General features: G+C 67.3%; 21 protein-coding genes. 16 read left to right on the forward strand and 5 right to left on the reverse strand.

Annotated elements, in window-relative coordinates; genetic code table 11:
• Positions 1-107 precede the first annotated feature (107 nt).
• Together CFB34_RS34505 and CFB34_RS34510 are read right to left on the reverse strand one after the other, a co-directional pair.
• On the reverse strand, positions 108-596 hold the full coding sequence (locus tag CFB34_RS34505; RefSeq protein WP_089444168.1) for a phage protein NinX family protein: 489 nt from the start codon (positions 594-596) through the stop codon (positions 108-110).
• A 77-nt stretch (positions 597-673) separates the two neighbouring features.
• On the reverse strand, positions 674-958 hold the full coding sequence (locus tag CFB34_RS34510) for a hypothetical protein (RefSeq protein ID WP_089444215.1): 285 nt from the start codon (positions 956-958) through the stop codon (positions 674-676).
• 338 nt (positions 959-1296) lie between these two features.
• Between CFB34_RS34510 and CFB34_RS34515 the strand changes: the two genes are divergently transcribed.
• On the forward strand, positions 1297-1542 hold the full coding sequence (locus tag CFB34_RS34515) for a DUF6566 family protein (RefSeq protein ID WP_089444216.1): 246 nt from the start codon (positions 1297-1299) through the stop codon (positions 1540-1542).
• A gap of 109 nt (positions 1543-1651) precedes the next feature.
• On the opposite strand, the gene CFB34_RS34520 is transcribed toward CFB34_RS34515, so the two are convergent.
• Positions 1652-2326, reverse strand: a complete 675-nt coding sequence (locus CFB34_RS34520) for an HAD family hydrolase (protein ID WP_089444169.1) — start codon at positions 2324-2326, stop codon at positions 1652-1654.
• 225 nt (positions 2327-2551) lie between these two features.
• Between CFB34_RS34520 and CFB34_RS34525 the strand changes: the two genes are divergently transcribed.
• Entirely contained in the window at positions 2552-3736 is a 1185-nt protein-coding gene (locus tag CFB34_RS34525) for a sugar transporter (protein ID WP_089444170.1), read from the forward strand.
• Positions 3737-3810: 74 nt separating this feature from the next.
• Here the strand turns inward: CFB34_RS34525 and CFB34_RS34530 are convergent, their stop codons facing one another.
• Positions 3811-4587, reverse strand: coding sequence for a glucose 1-dehydrogenase (locus CFB34_RS34530; protein ID WP_089444171.1), 777 nt, complete (start codon positions 4585-4587; stop codon positions 3811-3813).
• 184 nt (positions 4588-4771) lie between these two features.
• Here CFB34_RS34530 and CFB34_RS34535 point away from each other — a divergent pair, with 184 nt between their 5' ends.
• Positions 4772-5674 carry a LysR family transcriptional regulator gene (locus CFB34_RS34535; protein ID WP_089444172.1) on the forward strand — a complete coding sequence of 301 codons (903 nt, stop codon included), beginning with the start codon at positions 4772-4774 and terminating at the stop codon, positions 5672-5674.
• A gap of 234 nt (positions 5675-5908) precedes the next feature.
• Positions 5909-6346, forward strand: a complete 438-nt coding sequence (locus tag CFB34_RS34540; protein WP_143329556.1) for a hypothetical protein — start codon at positions 5909-5911, stop codon at positions 6344-6346.
• Positions 6347-6600: 254 nt separating this feature from the next.
• Here CFB34_RS34540 and CFB34_RS34545 read toward each other — a convergent pair whose 3' ends face one another.
• Complete coding sequence (locus CFB34_RS34545; RefSeq protein WP_143329557.1) at positions 6601-6864, reverse strand: hypothetical protein; 264 nt, start codon at positions 6862-6864, stop codon at positions 6601-6603.
• 373 nt (positions 6865-7237) lie between these two features.
• On the opposite strand from CFB34_RS34545, the gene CFB34_RS34550 reads away from it, so the two are divergent.
• The 12 genes from CFB34_RS34550 (at position 7238) to CFB34_RS34605 (ending at position 19497) form a co-directional block, all read left to right on the forward strand.
• Positions 7238-7951 carry a helix-turn-helix transcriptional regulator gene (locus CFB34_RS34550; protein ID WP_089444217.1) on the forward strand — a complete coding sequence of 238 codons (714 nt, stop codon included), beginning with the start codon at positions 7238-7240 and terminating at the stop codon, positions 7949-7951.
• A 103-nt stretch (positions 7952-8054) separates the two neighbouring features.
• Positions 8055-9533 (forward strand): indoleacetamide hydrolase, encoded by a 1479-nt coding sequence (gene iaaH, locus CFB34_RS34555; RefSeq protein WP_089444174.1) that lies wholly within the window; start codon positions 8055-8057, stop codon positions 9531-9533.
• 542 nt (positions 9534-10075) lie between these two features.
• On the forward strand, positions 10076-11212 hold the full coding sequence (locus tag CFB34_RS34560; protein ID WP_089444175.1) for a muconate/chloromuconate family cycloisomerase: 1137 nt from the start codon (positions 10076-10078) through the stop codon (positions 11210-11212).
• 56 nt (positions 11213-11268) lie between these two features.
• Positions 11269-12213, forward strand: coding sequence for a catechol 1,2-dioxygenase (gene catA, locus CFB34_RS34565; RefSeq protein WP_089444176.1), 945 nt, complete (start codon positions 11269-11271; stop codon positions 12211-12213).
• A 121-nt stretch (positions 12214-12334) separates the two neighbouring features.
• Positions 12335-13693, forward strand: coding sequence for a Rieske 2Fe-2S domain-containing protein (locus tag CFB34_RS34570; protein ID WP_089444177.1), 1359 nt, complete (start codon positions 12335-12337; stop codon positions 13691-13693).
• Positions 13690-14178: a benzoate 1,2-dioxygenase small subunit gene (gene benB, locus CFB34_RS34575; RefSeq protein WP_089444178.1), complete on the forward strand. Its 489-nt coding sequence runs from the start codon at positions 13690-13692 to the stop codon at positions 14176-14178. The genes CFB34_RS34570 and benB overlap by 4 nt, the downstream gene beginning before the upstream one ends.
• A 45-nt stretch (positions 14179-14223) precedes the next feature.
• Positions 14224-15246 (forward strand): benzoate 1,2-dioxygenase electron transfer component BenC, encoded by a 1023-nt coding sequence (benC, locus tag CFB34_RS34580; protein ID WP_089444179.1) that lies wholly within the window; start codon positions 14224-14226, stop codon positions 15244-15246.
• 2 nt (positions 15247-15248) lie between these two features.
• Entirely contained in the window at positions 15249-16019 is a 771-nt protein-coding gene (gene benD, locus CFB34_RS34585; protein WP_089444180.1) for a benzoate diol dehydrogenase BenD, read from the forward strand.
• Positions 16020-16114: 95 nt separating this feature from the next.
• The gene (locus tag CFB34_RS34590; RefSeq protein ID WP_089444181.1) at positions 16115-16513 is read left to right on the forward strand and encodes a RidA family protein; all 399 of its coding nucleotides are present in this window, start codon (positions 16115-16117) and stop codon (positions 16511-16513) included.
• A 231-nt stretch (positions 16514-16744) separates the two neighbouring features.
• Positions 16745-17557: a creatininase family protein gene (locus CFB34_RS34595; protein WP_179243782.1), complete on the forward strand. Its 813-nt coding sequence runs from the start codon at positions 16745-16747 to the stop codon at positions 17555-17557.
• Between the two features lie 61 nt (positions 17558-17618).
• Positions 17619-18794 (forward strand): YncE family protein, encoded by a 1176-nt coding sequence (locus tag CFB34_RS34600; RefSeq protein ID WP_089444183.1) that lies wholly within the window; start codon positions 17619-17621, stop codon positions 18792-18794.
• A 220-nt stretch (positions 18795-19014) separates the two neighbouring features.
• Entirely contained in the window at positions 19015-19497 is a 483-nt protein-coding gene (locus CFB34_RS34605) for a DUF1641 domain-containing protein (protein WP_089444218.1), read from the forward strand.

The following is a 19497-nucleotide window of genomic DNA, read 5'->3' on the forward strand; positions in this document are numbered from 1 at the left end:
CGCAACGCGCGTGCCTGCCGGATGGTTTCCCGTGGGACAAGGGCGGGTGGGGGCTCGCGGCGGCGGGGGCTGTCGTTTTTACATGAACGCTGGGTACCTGCATGCACTTACATGCGCGGCACCGAGCGGATATCCGTGCTGTCGCCCGTGGCGCGATCGTCATCGGCGTCGGGAAGCGGCACGCCGGGATCGCACCGCACCACCGCACCATGTTCGATCCGGTGCGGGAACGGCGGCGGTGCATCGATTTCATCGCCGAAACGTGCGCGCACGAACGCCCGCAGCAGCGCCACGCGCGCATTGCGCCCGTGTGCGCCGCAGGTGGACGGGACGTCGACGAAGGTCGCGTCGCATTCGACGTCGTCGCCGTGCCGTGCGATTCGCAGATCGTCGACACGGTCGAACACCGCGCCCGCATCGGACCACAACGCCGACGGCATGAAACACGTGTCGAGCCGCCTGAGTGCGTCGCACGCGGCTGTCACGACCAGGTGCGGCGTGACGGCGGTGAAACGCAGCGTGTCTTCGTCGTCGGCGCACAGCGCGCGTGCACACCAGTAGTCGAGATCGTTTCCGTCGAGTGCGTCGGTTCGCATGGGCCGGCTCCGTCGGATCAAAACGGGCTCACCGCGCAAGCGGCGTGCCCGTCACGGGCGCCGCGCGGCCCGCACGATCACCATGCGTCGACGTCCCGGCTGCCGTCGATCCGTTGCAGCAGCGCGTCGCACCGTTCGCGCAGCGCGTTCAGTTCCGGCGAATCGGCGTCGAGCCGCACCCGTTCGCCGCTGTCGGGATCGCGGTTCGCGATCGCGATGTCGTAGATCCCTTGCGCGATCGTCACGGACGCGTCCGCGATCCTGATCCGCGCAAGCCATCCGCACTCGGCGCGATGGCACGCGAGCCACATCCGCTGCACGTCGACGAGCTGACCGGTCGTGAGCCAGGCACCGGACCGCATGCGCGCGGCCAGTTGGCTCGTCACGAGATAGGAGAGCAGATCGGTCGTTTGATTCACACGAGGCTCCTTCGCGAAGGGTCGGGACGTTCGATCCGCGAGCCGGGTCGCGGGAGCGAGGGAAGGCGTCGGTGCGCGGATCGTCGTCCGGTTGCTTGAGGAACCGCTTCGCGGGCTCGCGCGGCATGCCGCGGCGGTTCGGTGCGCGACCGGCGCGCAAACCGCGTGCCAGCGGGCGGGTGTCGGGCACGGCGCGTGCGTATGGGGCCGACGGGGCGCGCGGCGCGCATGCGGCGCGTATTATTTGCATCGCCATCGCAGATAGGTACAAGGAGGCCACCGTGCAAAATCAACAGGACGCACAGATTCGGGACCCGTATCGCGGGCACGAGATCCGCGTGTGGGCGCGGCGCAACGACAGCGGCGCGTGGCGTGACGAGGTGCAGGTGTATGTGGGCGGCGAGCGCATCGAGCTGGGCGCGTCGGCGGCGGCCGATGGCCCCACCTGGACGACCGAGAACGAAGCGCTGCTCGCGGGCGTCGAGCGGGGCCGTTATCTGATCGACAAGCGCGTTGACGACGATTGAACCGCGCGGCGGCCGCGGGCCGGTTCCGCGCAGGGGTGGCCGGTGGTCGTTCTCGACCTGACCAAACCGACGGCGCGCCGGTGCAGGCGCCGTCGGCGAAGCACGCGTTTCAGGGCCGGGCCGCTATCTCGTCGAGATGCCACAGCAGATCGGCCGGATCGTCGTACACGCGCAGCGCGCCCGCGCGTTCGAGTTCGTCGCTGCCGTAGCCACCCGACAGCAGCCCGACGCCGAGCGAACGGCAGCGGGCGGCGGCGAGCATGTCCCAGATGCTGTCGCCCACCACGACCGTGTGTTCGATCGGCACGTTCAGTTGCGCGGAGGCCGTCAGGAACAGGTCGGGATCGGGCTTCGCGTACTTGACCTGGTCGCGCGTCACCACCACCTGCTTCGCCGGATCGACGCCGAGCGCCTCCAGGTTGATGGCGGCCGTCTCCATCCGCCCGCTGGTCGCGATCGCCCAGCGGATGCCCGCCGACGACAGCGCGGCCAGCAGCTCGCGCGCCCCCGGCAGCGGCCGGACCTGCGCGCGCAGCCGCTGGTACGCGGCCGCATGGAGGCGCGCCAGCCGCTCGACGCGCTCGGCGTCGAGGTCGCCCGACGTCTCGCGCAGCAGCTGATTCAGGAACAGGCCGCCGCTCATGCCGATCTTGCGATGGATGCGCCACACCGACAATTCGATGCCTTCCGCATCGAGCGCTTCCTTCCACGCGAGGACGTGCTGGTAGACGCTGTCGACGAGCGTGCCGTCGAGATCGAACAGAAAAGACGTTTCAATGCGCATGTGTACCTCCTGGATCGAAAGGGGCGCGTGCAAACGGGTCGTGAGAAGCGTATCGGCACATTATCGGCGCACGGCCGTGTCGTGACCATGTCCCGCGGCCCACCGACGCGACGCCACGCCACCCCGCGCCGTGTCGTGTCATGTGCCGCTGGTACAATCGCGGCGATCGCCGGGCCGGGCTCTCCGCACCGCGCGCCCCCAACCCTCGTCTCGCCGATTCCAGGTATGGCTACACCGGACGCCGTCAGTTCCAAGCATTCGTGGTGGGGTGTCCTGACCCTGGCACTCACCGCCTTCATCTTCAATACCACCGAATTCGTGCCTGTCGCGCTGCTCAGCGCGATCGGCGACAGCCTGCACATGCCGCCGACCGACGTCGGCCTGATGCTGACGATCTACGCGTGGGCCGTGGCCGTCGTGTCGTTGCCGCTGACACTGGCCACGCGCCATGTCGAGCGTCGCAAGCTGCTCACGTGGGCGTTGCTGGGGTTCATCGCGAGCCACGTCGTGACCGGTGTCGCATGGAATTTCGCGGTGCTGATGGTCGGCCGGCTGGGCATCGCGTGCGCGCATGCGGTGTTCTGGTCGATTTCCGTGCCGCTGGCCGTGCGGCTCGCGCCGAGCGACCGGAAAAGCCGCGCGCTCAGCCTGCTGGCGATGGGCACGGCGATCGCGATGGTGGCCGGCATTCCGCTCGGGCGCGTGGTCGGCGAGACGTTCGGCTGGCGCGTCACGTTCCTGATCATCGCCGGCGCGGCGGCCGTCGCGCTGGTGCTGCTGCGTGCGACGTTGCCGGTATCGCCGAGCCAGGGCGCCGGGTCGCTCAGCAGCATCGGCGTGTTCCTGCGCAAGCCCGCGCTGGTGGCGCTGTACGCGATTACCGTGCTCGTCGTGTCCGCGCATTTCACGTCTTACACGTACATCGAGCCGTTCGTCCAGAGCGTGAACCACGCGAGCAGCAGCCGGATTACCTATGTGCTGATCCTGTTCGGCGTCGCCGGCATACCGGCCGCGATCTGCTTCAACCGCCTCTATCCGCATCGGCCGGACGATTTCCTGCTCGGGTCGATCGTCGCGCTGGCGGGGTGCCTGCTGATCCTGTTCCCGTGCGCGCTGAACATCGTCACGCTGTCCGTGCATACGCTGGTCTGGGGCGGGGCGATCGTCTGCTTCGGGCTGGCGATGCAGGCATGGGTGCTGAAGCTGGCGCCGGAGGGAACCGACCTCGCGGTGTCGATCTTCTCCGGGCTGTACAACGTCGGCATTGGCGCGGGCGCGCTGATCGGCAACCATATCGCCGGCGACTTCGGGCTGCCGTGGATCGGCACGTTCGGCGGCGTGGTCGGCGCGGTGGCGGTCGGGATCGCGTGGCTGGCACTGCGGCTGCACGCGAGGCAGGCGGTGGCCTAGCCGACGCCCGGTGGCAGCGTGCGGCATGCGGCATGTGACGCACGCCGCCACGGCCCGGCCTCGCGCGTTGCCCGTCATGCCACCGAATAACCGCCGTCGGCCACGAGCGCATGCCCTGACACGTAGCTGGAGTCGTCCGACGCGAGGAACGCGACGATCGTCGCCATCTCCTCGGCCGAGCCCCAGCGTCCTGCCGGCGTCGATGCGGCGAACGCCTGTTGCGCGTCGTCCGACGGCCAGATGCCGCGATGATGGAACGGCGTTTCGATCAACCCCGGGCACAGCGCGTTCACGCGCACGCCGCGTTTGAACCATTCGATCGACGCCGTCTTCGTCATCCCGATCACCGCGTGCTTGCTCGCGATATAGACCGACGCATTCTCGAAGCCGATCAGCCCGCCCATCGACGCATTGTTGATGATGCTGCCCGACCCTTGACGCAGCATGATTTCAGCGGCGTACTTCATCGAATTGAATACCCCGCGCACGTTCGGTTCGAACACCTTGTCGAACCGCTCGGCATCCTGCTCGAGCAGCGGCGCGAACACGCCTTCCGTGCCGGCGTTGTTGAACGCGATGTCGAGGCGTCCGTAGGTCGCTACCGTGAAATCGAACAGCTTGCGCAGATCGTCTTCGTTCGCGACGTCCGCGACGAAGGCTTTGGCGTCGCCGCCGGCGGTCACGATTTCGTCGACCAGTCGATCGAGTTCGGGCTTGCGCCGCGCGGAGACGACGACCTTGGCGCCGCGACGCGCGAGTTCGATCGCGGACGCGCGGCCGATGCCGGAGCTGGCGCCCGTTACCACGGCGATGCGGCCGTCGAGTTGGCCCGGTTTCGTGCTTGCGTTCATGATGAGATTCTCCAGAGTGAGGGATGAAAGCGGCGCATGGGGCTGAGTTGAATCGGTTGCGATGCACGCTTGATGAGCATTGTGGTCGCTCGCCGGTCGTAAAAAAATGGAACAATGGCGCATTCAGAATTCCCCTTTCGGGAATGAAAGGCGCTGCCGCATGTGCGTGCCACGAGGGTTCTCCATGCTCAACCGACTCGACATCCTGAAGATCTTTGCCGCGGCCGCCGCGGCGCCCACGTTCCGCGAGGCGGCGGCGCGCCTGGGCGTGTCGCCGCAGGTCGTGACGCGCGCGGTGCGCGAACTGGAGGAGATGCTCGGCGAAACGCTGTTTCACCGGACGACCCGGAGCATCCGGATCACCGCGTTCGGGCAGGCGTTCGCGCGTGACGCGCAGACGGCGCTGGCTGCCGTCGACGGGCTGTTCGGCCCCGCGAACGGCCAGCCCGACGAGCCGGTGGGCGTCGTGCGGATCACGGCGCCGTCGGGCATGGGGCGTCGTTACGTGCAACCGATCCTGAGCGATCTCATGCAGCGGTATCCGGGGCTCGTGCCCGACTTGCGGCTATCGGACGTGCCGTCGCCGGTGGTCGACGAGCAGATCGACATCGGCGTGCGCGTCGGGGCGATCGGCGACAACCGCTTCGTCGCGCGGATGGTCGGGCCGTTGCCGATGTGGATCGTCGGCGCGCCGTCGCTGATCCGGCGGCTGGGCGAGCCCAAAAATCGCAAGGAACTCGAATCGATGCCGGTCACGTGCCTGATCGATCGCGCGAGCGGCCGCGCGTGGCCGTGGATGTTTCGGGGAGAGCAGCAGTTCGTCCCGTCGTCGCCCGCGTATCTGACCGACGATACCGAGGTGGAGATCGAGGCCATCTGTGCGGGGGTGGGGCTGGGGCAGTGCTCCGAGTACCTCGTCCGGCCGTACGTCGACAAGGGGCGCCTCGTGCGGCTGCTGCCCGGCCTCGAGCCCGAGCCGTGGAAGCTGCACGTCTATCGGCCGCGACGCGGACCGATGCCCCGGCGCATTCGGGTCGTGTACGACGAGTTGGTGGCGAAGCTCGCGGACGCGACGTGGCGAGGGTAGGCGGGGCTGCTGGGCTGCGGGTCGCGTTGGCGTGAAGCGGTTTCAACCGCCGCTCGACGACGTCGGCGCACCGGGGAAACCGTAACGTGCCAGTAACGTGCTCGGCGCGCCTCCATCGGGCCTGGCGTGGTCGCGTCATTCGCCGCCATGCACGCGGCAAGCCGACATATTGCGGCATCATCATGGATGCCGACGCACCGGCACCGGTGCCCGCTATTCGACTGGAGACTCTGCATGCCGATACCCCGGATTGAAACCCGCGACGCGATGGGCGACCCCGATGTGGTCTATCTCAACCCGGATCACGTGCTGTGGATGTCGCAGCCGACCGCTGCGCAGCGGCGGCCGGGCGGCACGGCCATTCGCGTCGACGACCGCGTGAAGGGCGGTTCGTTGCTGATGGCCGACAATCCGCCGGCCGCTCGACTGCTGCAGGATCTCGGGCCGTTCGTGACGGTGACGCTCGCGAACCCGTCGTCCGACTATCCGGACGGTCTCGTCCATGTGCGTGCGCAGGCGATCGTCAAGATCGCGACGGACGACCACGACAAGCCGCTCGCCGAGCGCACGCTCGGCTGGGTCCACGTCAAGGACGGCTCCGCGTTCAAGGTCCGGGATTACGCCGGCGTGGCCGCGCAATGGCAGGCAGTGGGGGCGGGTGCCGGCCGCTGAGCGGGGCTTCACTTGGCGCCATGACGCAGCGGCCCGGTGCGCCGTAGTGGGCCGACCGTCGTTCCCTCGGAAGTTTTGCCAGCCTGTTTCTTCGTTCCAAATTACAGCCCGGTTTCACAATGATCGTTTCGCTCACTGGAGGTAAGCCTGCAGATGAGCGGCCAGTCGAGATTGAGGAGCGCGTCGCGATACTCAATCTCGACGCGTCAAGCGGGTACGAAGGCGAGGAAAATCTGCCGCGGAGATAAAGTCAATTATTTTGCAAATAATTTCGACATCACTCCCCACCCCAAAACCACCGCCATAATAAGAGCGATAAATCCATTGAATTTAACCATCTTAAAAATCGTTTCATCCTTTACTTTCGCCATATTTATTCCGAAAACGATTCTAAGATACGCGCCCCACATTTTACTGGCTCGAACAAAATCCACCACTCGCTCAGTCAATATCAGCATTAAATATGCCATAACACCAACAAGGGCAAACGAGGAAAAAAGAAGTGGATAATTTGTCATGCCCTACCAACCAAAAAAAGATTGATATACCGGATGCTATATCCCAGCGAGCCACCCGGGGCAGAAAATCCGAATCCGACTCTTCCCTCGGGATCTCCGGGCGTGCCCGGTGAAGATAGTGCTGCCCAGGAGCCATACTAGCAGTGGCGTTAAACCCGCCTGTATGAATAACCGAGGCAAAGGACTGGCGGGCGGACGTGCCGCCCGTCGGTAGAAAAGGTGGGCTATGTACGTCGATACGCAATGCGTCGATCCGCCGGGTAACATGGCGCATCGCGACAAACCGGCGCCCGTTCGGGCCTTCGCCGCGAAAGCGCCCATCGCAGCGCTCGATGCAGGTGTTCTCCACCGGCTTGCCGAGGAACCGTCCGTCATGAACCTTTCCGCGTCCGATATCACCCCGGAGGAACTCCGGCTGTTCGGCGACATCGTCGCCCGCCTGGAAGAACTGGGGCCGGTCGTCGACGTAAGGACGGTCGTGCTGCCCGCGATCACGCAGCTGCTCCGCGCCGATTTCGCCGCGTCGTTCGATTGCGACGAACACACCGGCCTGTGGCGCAACGGCTTCGCGTACAACGTCGATCCGTCGCAGATCGCCCGCTACGAAGCGTGGTTCCAGCATATCGATCCGGTCACGCCGCCACTGCGCGCGCGCCGCGTGGCGACCTGCGTCGACGAGGTGGTCAGCCGGCGCGAACTGGAGCAGACCGAGTTCTACAACGATTTCCTGTGCCGCGACGGCATGCACCACGGCATCAACGTCTATGCGTTCGACGGCGCGACCCATGTGGGCGACCTGCGCATCTGGCGGGCGCAAGGGCGGCCCGATTTCACCGAACGCGACAAGCTGCTGCTGAACGGCATCGAGCCGTTTTTCCGGCGCGCGCTGCTGCGGCGGCGCCATGCGTGCGCGGGGCTGACCGGGCGAGAGAGCGACGTCGCGCGGCTGGTTGCCGCCGGTTACACCGACAAGGACGTCGCGCGCACGCTCGGCATCGGGGTGCCGACGGTCCGCACGCACCTGCGGCGCGTGATGGCGAAGAAGGGCGTCCCCAACCGCGCGAGCCTCGCGGCCGCGCTGGCGTAACGGGTCGCACGGCCGACGACCGAGGGTCATCCATTGTGATGATGGGCGTCAAAATCGGCGCGCCCTACCTTGTGACGATCCCCCGTTACGAGGAACGACGACGATGCCCACCCTGGGAACCCTGACGCTCACCGAAGCCCGGCACGCGATCCTGCGCCGTGAGTTCTCCTGCGTCGAATACGCGTACGCCATGATCGAGCGGCACGCCCGCTGGCGCTACCTGAACGGCTTTACGTGCGTCGACGAAGCACGGCTGCTCGCCGAAGCGGCCCGCTGCGACCGCGACCTCGCGACGTCGGCCACCCCGCACGCGCTGCTGGGCCTGCCGATCGCGATCAAGGACAACATTGACACCGCGTGCCTGCCGACCGGCAACGGCACGTTGGCGCTGCACAACCGCGTGCCGCCGCAGCATGCGCCGGTCGTCGCGCGGCTGCTCGCGCAAGGGGCGCTGATCGCGGGCAAGGCCAACCTGCACGAGCTGGCGTTCGGCGTGTCGGGCAACAACCGCGTGACCGGCGCGGTACGCAACCCGTACGACTTCAACCGGATTCCGGGCGGCAGCAGCAGCGGCTCGGGCGCGCTGGTCGGCGCGGGCGTGGTGCCCGCCGCGCTCGGGACGGACACCGGCGGCTCGGTGCGGATTCCGGCGGCGCTGTGCGGTGCCGTCGGCCTTCGCCCGACGGTGGGGCGCTACCCGTCGGGCGGCGTCGCGCCGATTTCGCGCACGCGCGACACCGTCGGCCCGATCGCGCGGTCGGTCGAGGACATCGCGCTGCTCGACGCGATCCTGTCCGGCACCGGCACCCATGCGAGCGCGTCGCTGCCGATCCGCAGTGCGACGCGCCCGGTGCGCCTGGCGGTTCCGCGCACGACGTTCTGGCGCGGCCTCGCTCAAGATGTCGAAAGGGCGGCGAATGCCGCGGTGGCGAAACTGGCGCAGGCGGGCTTCGAGTGCGTCGATATCGACCTGAACGACTATCCGGGGTTCTTCGACGACGAGCCGGCCGTCATTGCCCTGTACGAATTCCGGTCGTCGATGCACGCGTATCTGGTCGAGAACGGCTACGACCTGTCGGTCGACGACATCGTCGCGAACGTGGGAAGCCCGGACGTCGCGAAGATCGCCCGCCATATCACCGGCCCCGACGGGATCGGCGAAGCGGCGTACCGCACCGCGCTCGACCGGCGTACGCGCTCGCGTGCCGCGTATCGGCAGTGCCTCGCCGACAGCGGCGCCGACGCGCTGGTGTTTCCGACCACGATCGCGACCGCGTGCCCGATTCCGGCGGGCGACGCGATGATGCTCAACGGCGAGCCTGCGTCGGTGTTCGCGACTTACATCCGGAATACCGAGCCGGGCAGCAATGCCGGCGTACCGGGCATGACCGTCCCGGCCGGCCTGACGGCGGCGGGGCTGCCGGTCGGCCTCGCGCTGGACGGGGCGGCCGGCACCGATCGCGAACTTATCGCGGTCGCGCTGGAGGTCGAGCGGGTGCTCGGGCGGCTGCCGTTGCCTGACGATGGATTCGGAGTCGAGGGTAGGTTGGGTGGATACGCGGGTGTCGATGGGGAGTCGTGATGCGGTGCCGCCGCGCCTGGGGGCGGTGCGGCGGTTGAAGTGCCGGAGCCGGCCGGCATGCGCGCGAGGTGGGCCACGCTGACGCCGAGCCCTTCGCGCGCCCGACCCGATGCGCAACCACCGCTGACGTGAATCTCGCCGGCGCCGCAGCGTCTTGACCCGACAACCGCTCGAACCCACGCCCGCGAAGCCGGCCGCCAACCGCGCATATCGAGAAACTCGCCCCGAGCCCCCGAGCGAGGCATCAGGAAAACCCTGACAGCGGCCCGCCGAGGCCGCCTTTTTGCGTCGCCGCGCGCGTGGCGGCCGATGCCTTTCCCGTCTCCGGTCGTCCGCCTCCAGGGTGGCCGCTCCCCTCGATCCAGCGCGGCTTCCCGGTCATCTTGCCTGTCATTGAGGGTATGGTAACCAGCTAAATCGACTGAATATCCCCGAATTTCAATACCTGTCAGGTATTGAAATGACCGCCTAAAAGTATTGGACGCTCGATCTGGCCGAGACGTATAAATCGCCTCAAGAACTTCACCTCCACGGCGTGCCCCATGTCCACCGTCACCATCGAACGCATCGAAACCCGCCTTGTCGACCTGCCGACGATCCGCCCGCACAAGCTGTCGGTGGCCACGATGCATGGCCAGACGCTGATGCTCGTCAAGGTGTGCTGCAGCGACGGCGTGACGGGCCTCGGCGAAGGCACGACGATCGCCGGCATGGCCTACGGCCCGGAAAGCCCCGAGGCGATGAAGCTGGCGATCGACACGTATCTCGCCCCGGCGATCATCGGCCGGGACGCGACGCGCATCCAGACGCTGATGGCGTTCCTCGGCGCGCTCGCGAAGGTCAACCACTTCGCGAAGAGCGCACTCGAAACCGCGCTGCTTGACGCGCATGGCAAGCGGCTCGGCGTGCCGGTGAGCGAGCTGCTCGGCGGCCGCCGCCGCGATCGCCTGCCGGTCGCCTGGACGCTCGCATCGGGCGACACGGCCACCGACATCGCCGAAGCCGAGCGGATGCTCGACCTGCGCCGCCACAACGTGTTCAAGCTGAAGATCGGCGCGAAAGCGCCGGAGACGGATATCCGCCATGTGGCCGAGATCAAGCGGGCCGTCGGCGATCGCGCGTCGGTGCGGGTCGACGTGAACATGGCGTGGAGCGAAACGCAAGCCGCGCGCGCGATTCCGGCGCTGGCCGATGCCGGTTGCGAACTGGTCGAGCAGCCGGTGGCCTCGGCCGCGGCGCTGGCGCGCCTGATGCGCCGCTTCCCGGTCGCGCTGATGGCCGATGAAATCTTGCAAGGCCCCGACAGCGCATTCGAGATCGCGAAGCATCACGGCGCCGACGTGTTCGCGATCAAGATCGAGCAAAGCGGCGGCCTGTTCGCCGCGCAGCGCGTCGCCGCGATCGCGGATGCGGCCGGCATCGAGCTGTACGGCGGCACGATGCTCGAAGGCGCGTTCAGCACCGTGGCGTCGGCGCACCTGTTCGCGAGTGTCGCGAACCTGCAGTGGGGCACCGAACTGTTCGGGCCGCTGCTGATCACCGAAGAGATCCTCACGCAGCCGCTCGATTACAGCGACTTCGAACTGACCGTGCCGGACGGCCCCGGCCTCGGCATCGAACTCGACGAGGACAAGGTCAGGCGTTTCACCCGCGACGGGCTGACGAAAGTCGCGCGATAGATAACCCGAGCCAGGCAACGGCCGTCATTCCCCCCAATACACGTGGAGACACCATCATGAGCGTCAAAGTTTTCGAGTCCCGGGAAGTGCAGGATCTGCTGAAGGCCGCGTCGAACGCGGGCGCGAACGGCACGAACGGCGGCAACGCGCGCACGCAGCAGGTCGTGCTGCGGCTGCTCGGCGACCTGTTCAAGGCGATCGACGATCTCGACATCACGCCCGACGAGGTGTGGGCCGGCGTCAACTACCTGAACAAGCTCGGCCAGGACGGCGAAGCGGCGCTGCTCGCGGCCGGCCTCGGCCTCGAGAAGTATCTCGACATCCGGATGGACGCCGCGGACCAGGCGGCCGGCCTCGACGGCGGCACGCCGCGCACGATCGAAGGGCCGCTGTATGTGGCGGGCGCACCGGTGCGCGACGGCGTGTCGAAGATCGACCTCGACGAAGACGACGGCGCGGGCCCGCTCGTGATCCACGGCACGGTCACCGGCCTCGACGGCAAGCCGGTCGCGGGCGCGCTGGTCGAATGCTGGCACGCGAACTCGCACGGCTTCTATTCGCACTTCGACCCGACCGGCAAGCAGAGCGAGTTCAACCTGCGCGGCGCGGTAAGAACGGGCGCTGACGGCAAGTACGAATTCCGCACGCTGATGCCGGTCGGCTACGGTTGCCCGCCGCAGGGCGCGACGCAGCAACTGCTGAACAGCCTCGGCCGCCACGGCAACCGCCCGGCGCACGTGCACTTCTTCGTCGACAGCCCCGACCACCGCAAGCTGACGACGCAGTTCAACATCGAAGGCGATCCGCTGATCTGGGATGACTTCGCGTATGCGACGCGCGAGGAGCTGATCCCGCCCGTGGTCGACAAGACCGGCGGCACGGCGCTCGGCATGAAGGCCGATGCGTACCAGGACATCGAGTTCAACTTCGTGCTGACGCCACGGGTGCAGGGCAAGGACAACCAGATCGTCCACCGCCCGCGCGCAGCCGCGACGGCGTAACTGCCCACCGCCCGCCGGCGCGGCGCCGATACGCCGCCGCCGGCCGGGTTTCCGCGAGATTCAACCGATTACCGATGCGAGCGTGCTTGCAGGACGCGGCACGCGCATGGGAGGAGCCAACATGTCCGCCACGATCGACCAAGCCACCGACCTGGATCACCTGCTCGCCACCGCCGTGCAGGACGACAAGGAAGCCGGCGTATTCCGCTGCCGCCGCGACATCTTCACGAACGCCGAGCTGTACGAGCTCGAGATGAAGTACATCTTCGAGCGCAACTGGGTGTACCTGGCGCACGAAAGCCAGATCCCGGCCAACAACGACTACTACACGACGTGGATCGGCCGCCAGCCGATCGTGATCACGCGCGACAAGACCGGCGAGCTGCACGCGGTGATCAACGCCTGCGCACACAAGGGCGCGATGCTGTGCCGCCGCAAGCACGGCAACAAGGGCAGCTTCACGTGCCCGTTCCACGGCTGGACCTTCTCGAACACCGGCAAGCTGCTGAAGGTGAAGGACGAGAAGACGACCGAGTATCCGGTGCAGTTCAACACGAACGGCTCGCACGACCTGAAGAAGGTCGCACGCTTCGCGAACTATCGCGGTTTCCTGTTCGGCAGCCTCAGCGCCGACGTGCTGCCGCTGGAGGACTACCTCGGCGAAGCGCGCGTGATCATCGACCAGATCGTCGACCAGGCGCCGAACGGGCTCGAAGTGCTGCGCGGCAACTCGTCCTACATCTACGAAGGCAACTGGAAGATGCAGATGGAGAACGGCTGCGACGGCTACCACGTCAGCACCGTGCACTGGAACTACGCGGCGACGATGGGCCGCCGCAAGGAGGACGGCACCAAGGCCGTCGATGCGAACAGCTGGAGCAAGTCGGTCGCGGGCGTGTACGGCTTCGACAACGGCCACATCCTGCTGTGGACGCAGACGATGAACCCGGAAGTGCGGCCGGTGTACCAGCACCGTGACGAGATCAAGGCGCGCGTCGGCGACGTGCAGGCCGACTTCATCGTCAACCAGACCCGCAACCTGTGCGTGTACCCGAACGTGTTCCTGATGGACCAGTTCAGCACGCAGATCCGCGTGGTGCGGCCGCTCGGCGTCGACAGGACCGAGGTCACGATCTTCTGCTTCGCGCCGAAGGGCGAGAGCGAGACCGATCGCACGGTGCGGATCCGCCAGTACGAGGATTTCTTCAACGTGACGGGCATGGGCACCGCCGACGATCTCGAGGAATTCCGCGCATGCCAGGCCGGTTACGCGGGTATCACGGCGATGTGGAACGACCTGTCGCGCGGTGCGCCGCTGTGGGTCGACGGCCCGGACGAGAACGCGAAGAAGATGGGGCTGAACCCGCGCATTTCCGGCGAGCGCAGCGAGGACGAAGGGCTGTTCGTGTGCCAGCACGAACACTGGGTGCACGTGATGCGCGATGCGCTGAAGAAGGAACGCGGGGAGGTGGCAGCATGAGCTTCGATTACCGGATCATTTGCGCGGCGCTGTATCGCGAAGCGCGCCTGCTGGACGATCGCCAGTGGGACGAATGGCTGACCTGCTACACGGAGGACGTCACGTACTGGATGCCCGCGTGGGACGACGACGATCGGCCGACCGACGATCACCAGAGCCAGATCTCGCTGATGTACTACCCGGACCGCGGCGGCCTCGAGGATCGCGTGTTCCGGATCAAGACCGAGCGCAGCGGCGCATCGACGCCCGAGCCGCGCACCAGCCACAACGTGACGAACGTCGAGGTGCTGGCCGAACGCGACGGCGAGGTGGACGTGCGTTACAACTTTCACACGCTGAACCACCGCTACCGCGTGACCGATCACTTCTTCGGCACGATGTTCGTCACGTTGCGCCAGGTGGGCGATGAACTGCTGATCTCGTACAAGAAGATCGTGCTGAAGAACGACTACATCCGGCAGGTGCTCGACGTCTATCACGTCTGACGCCCGTTGTTTCGTCATCAAAGACAAGGAAGTGGAGGCGACGCCATGTCCAGCTACAAGATTGCACTGAACTTCGAGGACGGGGTAACCCGCTTCATCGACTGCAAGGCCGGCGAGAAGGTACTCGACGCGGCCTTCCGCGCGAAGATCAACCTGCCGATGGATTGCTCCGACGGCGTGTGCGGCACCTGCAAGTGCCGCGCCGAAAGCGGCAGCTACGACCTCGGCGACGACTACATCGACGACGCGCTCACCGAAGACGAAAAGGACGGCGGCCTCGTGCTGACGTGCCAGATGGTGCCGCAGAGCGATTGCGTGATCGCGGTGCCGACGTCGTCGGTCGCATGCAAGACCGGCCAGAGCAGCTTCGCGGCCACGGTGACGAAGGTCGAGCAGCACAACGACGCGGCCGTCGTGCTCGAACTCGACGTCGGCACGGCCGCGCCGGTGTTCCTGCCGGGCCAGTACGTGAACATCGACGTGCCCGCGAGCGGGCAGCACCGGTCGTACTCGTTCTCGTCGGCGCCGGCCGACGCGAAGGTCAGCTTCCTGATCAAGAAGATCCCCGGCGGCGTGATGAGCACGTGGCTCGAATCGGCGCAGCCCGGCGACACGCTGCAACTGCACGGGCCGCTCGGCAGCTTCTACCTGCGCGACGTGCAGCGCCCGCTGCTGTTCCTCGCGGGCGGCACGGGGCTCGCGCCGTTCCTGTCGATGCTCGAGGTGCTCGCGCGTACCGGGTCGCAGCAGAAGGTGCACCTGATCTACGGCGTGACGCGCGATCTCGACCTCGTGCTGGTCGACGCGATCGAAGCCTACGCGGCGAAACTGCCGAACTTCAGCTTCGCGACGGTCGTCGCGGAGGCGGCGTCGAGCCATCCGCGCAAGGGCTGGGTCACGCAGCACATCCCCGCCGAGGCGCTGAACGACGGCGACGTCGACGTGTATCTGTGCGGGCCGCCGCCGATGGTCGACGCGGTGCGCCAGTACTTCGACGACGAAGGCGTGAAGCCGAACAGCTTCCACTACGAGAAATTTACCCCCAACGTTACGGCAAAGGCGGCGTGATCATGCAACGATTCTCTGGCAAGGTCATCGTCGTCACGGGCGCCGCGCAGGGCATCGGCCGCGGCGTCGCGCTGCGCGCGGCGGCCGAAGGCGGCAGGGTGCTGTTCGTCGATCGCGCGGATTTCGTCGCCGACGTCGCGGCCGAAGCAACCGGTGGCGAGACGGCCGGCTTCGTCGCCGATCTCGAAACCTACGACGGTGCGCACGCGGCGATCGCGCACGCCGCGCAGACGTTCGGCGGCATCGACATCCTGATCAACGGCGTCGGCGGCGCGATTCGCATGCGCCCGTTCGCCGAATTCGAGCCCGCGCAGATCGACGCGGAAATCCGCCGTTCGCTGATGCCGACGCTCTATACGTGCCACGCGGTGCTGCCGCACCTGCTCGCGCGCGGCGGCGGCACGATCGTCAACATCTCGTCGAACGCGACGCGCGGCATCCGCCGCGTGCCGTACTCGGCGGCGAAAGGCGGCGTCAATGCGCTGACGGCGGCGCTCGCGATGGAGTACGCCGAGCACAACATTCGGGTCGTGGCAACCGCACCGGGCGGCACCAGCGCGCCGCCGCGCCGCGTGCCGCGCAATGCCGCCGGCGACAGCGAGCAGGAACAGGCATGGATGGGCGAGGCCGTGCGCCAGGTCACGGAATCGACGTTCTTCAAGCGCTACGGCAGCCTCGACGAGCAGATCGCGCCGATCCTGTTCCTTGCGTCCGACGAGGCGAGCTACATCACCGGCACGGTGCTGCCGGTCGCGGGCGGCGATACGGGTTGAGCGGCGTGTCGTGACGCCGCTTGCACGTGCTCAACGTGTGTTCATTGACAACATATTCACCGGCCGGCGCGACGGCGTCGGCCAAGGAGACTCCCATGCATGATCGCAAAGCCATCGTTCCGGCGGGAATGGAAGCGGTGTACGAGAAAATCGGCTATGCGCCGGGCTTGATGGTCGGCGATACGCTGTACGTGTCCGGCCAGATCGGCCGCGATGCGGCGATGCAGCTCGTCGAAGGCCGTGAAGCGCAGATCGTGCAGGCGTTCGAGAACCTGAAGCAGGTGCTGGAGGCGGCCGGCGCTTCGTTCAACGACGTGGTCGACCTGACGACCTTCCATACCGACATGCGCGACCTGCCGTTGTTCATGCAGGTGCGCGACCGTTACCTTGCCGCGCACCCGAAGCCGGCGTGGACGGCGGTCGGTGCGCACATGCTGGGCGGCGCGCCCGGCTATATCGTCGAGATCAAGGCGGTGGCCGTGTTGCCGGCGTGATGGGCGCAGATGAGGCGCGGGGGCGAGGTGCCGGGATCCGCGCAGCGAATCGGCTCGTCGCGGGCTGACCGGGAGTGACAGGCGTCACGACGCAAGACGGCATCCTGACGAAAGCCTTTCTCTCGACCTGCGGCGTGAAGCGTCATGCGTCGGTCAGCGACAAGTCATGCGAGTTCGTTTATGGTGCGAGGGAACGCCGCGTCGTCTCTTTCCTTCCGCCGGAAATCCGCGATGAAATGCCTGCCACGCGCCATCCTCGCCGCCCTCGCTGTCACCGTCGCGCAACCCGTGCTCGCCCAGGCGCCGGGCACGGTGCAACTCGAAGACATGACCTGGACCGAGCTGCGCGACAGCATCCGGGCCGGCAAGACCACGATCCTGATTCCGATCGGCGGGACCGAGCAAAGCGGCCCTTACGTCGCGCTCGGCAAGCACAATGCGCGGGTCAGGGTGCTGTCCGAGCGGATCGCGGAAGGCCTCGGCAACGCGATCGTCGCGCCCGTCATCGCCTACGTGCCCGAGGGCGGCTATGCGCCGCCGACGTCGCACATGCGCTTCCCGGGCACGATCACCGTGCCCGACGGCGTCTTCGAAAAGACCCTCGAATCCGCGGCCAACAGCTTCCGCGTCCATGGCTTCACGAACATCGTGTTCCTCGGCGACCACGGCGGCTACCAGAACGACATCAAGCAATCCGTCGCGCGGCTCAACAAGTCGTGGGCCGGCACGGGGGCGCGCGCGTTCGTGCCGGCCGCGTACTACGGCACCAGTTCCGACGGCTATGACCAGATCCTGCGCGAGCACGGCGTGCCGGCCGCGGATATCGGCACGCATGCGGGGCTGGCCGATACGGCGCTGCTGCTGGCGGTCGAGCCACGCATGGTCAGGGTCGACAAGCTGCGCAACGCCGCGAAGCCGGGCGCCGTCGACGGCGTCTACGGCGGCGATCCGCGTCACGCGAGTGTCGAACTCGGCCGGCTGGGCACCGACGCCATCGTGTCGCGCACCGTCGACGCGATCAGAAAGGACATCGCCGGCCGCTGACGCAGCCGCCCCATCGCGCCACCTTGGTCGTCGTTCCCTTCAATCGAACCGGGACACCGTCATGCAACCGCGCTTTCGCCGTCATCTTCGCTTCTCCCGTCCCGCGGCCGTCATCGTGGCGGCGCTGGCCGTCGGTGCCCGCGGGGCGATCGCGGCGGCCGCCGTCGCGACCGTACCCGGCATGCCGCCCGTCGTCCATCCCGACAACCTGTACAGCGAGGCGCAGGCCGGCCGCATGAGCGCCGCGGTAGCGGGCGCGTTGCCGCGCATCTACGTGCCGAACCTGAGATCGAACGACGTCTACGTGATCGACCCGGCCACGTACCAGGTCGTCGACCGGTTCGCGGTCGGCCGTAGCCCACAGCACGTCGTGCCGGCCTGGGACCTGCAGACGCTGTGGGTCGCAAACAATGCGGAAGGGCGAACCGACGGCAGCCTGACGCCGATCGACCCGAAGACGGGCAAGCCCGGCCAGCCAGTGAACATCGACGATCCGTACAACATGTATTTCACGCCCGACGGCCACGACGCAATCGTGGTGGCCGAGGCACATGCGCGGCTCGACTTCCGCGACCCGAAGACGATGGCGCTGAAATCGAGCCTCGATGTGCCGCAATGCAAGGGAATCAACCATGCCGATTTTTCGATCGACGGCCGGTATGCGCTCTTCACGTGCGAGTTCGGCGGCAAGCTGGCCAAGATCGATTTCGTGAACCGCAAGGTGGTCGGCTATCTCGAGCTCGACCGGAAAGGAATGCCGCAGGACATTCGCGTGTCGCCCGACGGCAAGGTGTTCTACGTCGCCGACATGATGGCGGACGGGGTGTACGTCGTCGATGGCGACGCCTTCACGAAGATCGGCTTCATCCCGACCGGCGTCGGGACACACGGCCTGTACCCGAGCCGCGACGGCACGAAGCTCTATATCGCGAATCGCGGCTCCAATCGCGTCCATGGGCCGCGCCACGGCAAGGGCAGCGTATCGGTGCTCGATTTCGCGACCCGCCAGGTGGTCGCGACCTGGCCGATTCCCGGCGGCGGCAGCCCCGACATGGGCAACGTCAGCGCGGACGGCACCACGCTGTGGCTGTCGGGCCGTTTCGATGACGTCGTCTACGCGATCGACACCACGAGCGGCGCGGTCCGGCAGATTCCCGTCGGCATGGAGCCGCACGGCCTGACGGTGTGGCCGCAGCCGGGCCGCTATTCGCTGGGCCATACGGGAAACATGCGGTAGGGCGGCGGCCGGTCGGCGCGTACCGGCCCGGCCGTTCGACACGCGGGCCGCATGGCTCGCCGATGAAACCCGCGCATGCAATCGCCGCGGCTCAAGCGGCACGCGGTGTGCGCACCTGCCCGGCCTGCCGCCGGGCGGGCGGTGTCAGACGAACGAGATGCAACCGGCGCGCGTGGCCGCCGTCGCGGCGGCCACGTGGCGTCCCAACCGGAGCAAGCCGATGACCGAACGCCAGTCCCCCGATACGACACCGCCGCAACCGGCGCCCAGCGCGCACGATGCGCTCGAGCATTTGCTCGGCAGCCTGCACCAGCACGGATTCCTGCATTTGGCGACCGAGGTCGTCAGCGCGAACGCGCGGCTGGCCGACACGTTCGTCGACGCGCTCGACAAGCCGGGCATGCAGAGCGGCATGCAGAATCTCGCGGCGCTGTTGACGGCGCTGTCGCGCATTCCGCCCGAACAGTTCGGCAAGGCCGTGTTCGCGGCCGCCGACGCGCTGCATCACGTCGGCGCGTGGCAGCCGGCGCAGCACGAGCATGTCGCACCCGGCGTGCGCGGCGCGTACCGGCTGCTGCACGACGAAGCGCTGTGGGACGCGCTGACGCCGTTGCTCGAAGGGTTGAAGGTGTTCGCGCAGGGGCTCGCGCGCGCCCCCGAGACGCCCGTCACCGCGCGCGGCGAGAAGACGACGGGCACCTGA

Source organism: Burkholderia sp. HI4860, assembly GCF_002223045.2.
In the GTDB taxonomy this organism is placed as follows: Bacteria; Pseudomonadota; Gammaproteobacteria; order Burkholderiales; family Burkholderiaceae; genus Burkholderia.

What these genes read in the sequence shown, in the direction of transcription:
- CFB34_RS34505 (WP_089444168.1), bottom strand. Translation starts at nt 596, where the DNA reads ATGCGAACCGACGCACTCGACGGAAACGATCTCGACTACTGGTGTGCA.
- CFB34_RS34510 (WP_089444215.1), bottom strand. Translation starts at nt 958, where the DNA reads ATGCGGTCCGGTGCCTGGCTCACGACCGGTCAGCTCGTCGACGTGCAG.
- CFB34_RS34520 (WP_089444169.1), bottom strand. Translation starts at nt 2,326, where the DNA reads ATGCGCATTGAAACGTCTTTTCTGTTCGATCTCGACGGCACGCTCGTC.
- CFB34_RS34525 (WP_089444170.1), top strand. Translation starts at nt 2,552, where the DNA reads ATGGCTACACCGGACGCCGTCAGTTCCAAGCATTCGTGGTGGGGTGTC.
- CFB34_RS34530 (WP_089444171.1), bottom strand. Translation starts at nt 4,587, where the DNA reads ATGAACGCAAGCACGAAACCGGGCCAACTCGACGGCCGCATCGCCGTG.
- CFB34_RS34535 (WP_089444172.1), top strand. Translation starts at nt 4,772, where the DNA reads ATGCTCAACCGACTCGACATCCTGAAGATCTTTGCCGCGGCCGCCGCG.
- CFB34_RS34540 (WP_143329556.1), top strand. Translation starts at nt 5,909, where the DNA reads ATGCCGATACCCCGGATTGAAACCCGCGACGCGATGGGCGACCCCGAT.
- CFB34_RS34545 (WP_143329557.1), bottom strand. Translation starts at nt 6,864, where the DNA reads ATGACAAATTATCCACTTCTTTTTTCCTCGTTTGCCCTTGTTGGTGTT.
- CFB34_RS34550 (WP_089444217.1), top strand. Translation starts at nt 7,238, where the DNA reads ATGAACCTTTCCGCGTCCGATATCACCCCGGAGGAACTCCGGCTGTTC.
- iaaH (WP_089444174.1), top strand. Translation starts at nt 8,055, where the DNA reads ATGCCCACCCTGGGAACCCTGACGCTCACCGAAGCCCGGCACGCGATC.
- CFB34_RS34560 (WP_089444175.1), top strand. Translation starts at nt 10,076, where the DNA reads ATGTCCACCGTCACCATCGAACGCATCGAAACCCGCCTTGTCGACCTG.
- catA (WP_089444176.1), top strand. Translation starts at nt 11,269, where the DNA reads ATGAGCGTCAAAGTTTTCGAGTCCCGGGAAGTGCAGGATCTGCTGAAG.
- CFB34_RS34570 (WP_089444177.1), top strand. Translation starts at nt 12,335, where the DNA reads ATGTCCGCCACGATCGACCAAGCCACCGACCTGGATCACCTGCTCGCC.
- benB (WP_089444178.1), top strand. Translation starts at nt 13,690, where the DNA reads ATGAGCTTCGATTACCGGATCATTTGCGCGGCGCTGTATCGCGAAGCG.
- benC (WP_089444179.1), top strand. Translation starts at nt 14,224, where the DNA reads ATGTCCAGCTACAAGATTGCACTGAACTTCGAGGACGGGGTAACCCGC.
- benD (WP_089444180.1), top strand. Translation starts at nt 15,249, where the DNA reads ATGCAACGATTCTCTGGCAAGGTCATCGTCGTCACGGGCGCCGCGCAG.
- CFB34_RS34590 (WP_089444181.1), top strand. Translation starts at nt 16,115, where the DNA reads ATGCATGATCGCAAAGCCATCGTTCCGGCGGGAATGGAAGCGGTGTAC.
- CFB34_RS34595 (WP_179243782.1), top strand. Translation starts at nt 16,745, where the DNA reads ATGAAATGCCTGCCACGCGCCATCCTCGCCGCCCTCGCTGTCACCGTC.
- CFB34_RS34600 (WP_089444183.1), top strand. Translation starts at nt 17,619, where the DNA reads ATGCAACCGCGCTTTCGCCGTCATCTTCGCTTCTCCCGTCCCGCGGCC.
- CFB34_RS34605 (WP_089444218.1), top strand. Translation starts at nt 19,015, where the DNA reads ATGACCGAACGCCAGTCCCCCGATACGACACCGCCGCAACCGGCGCCC.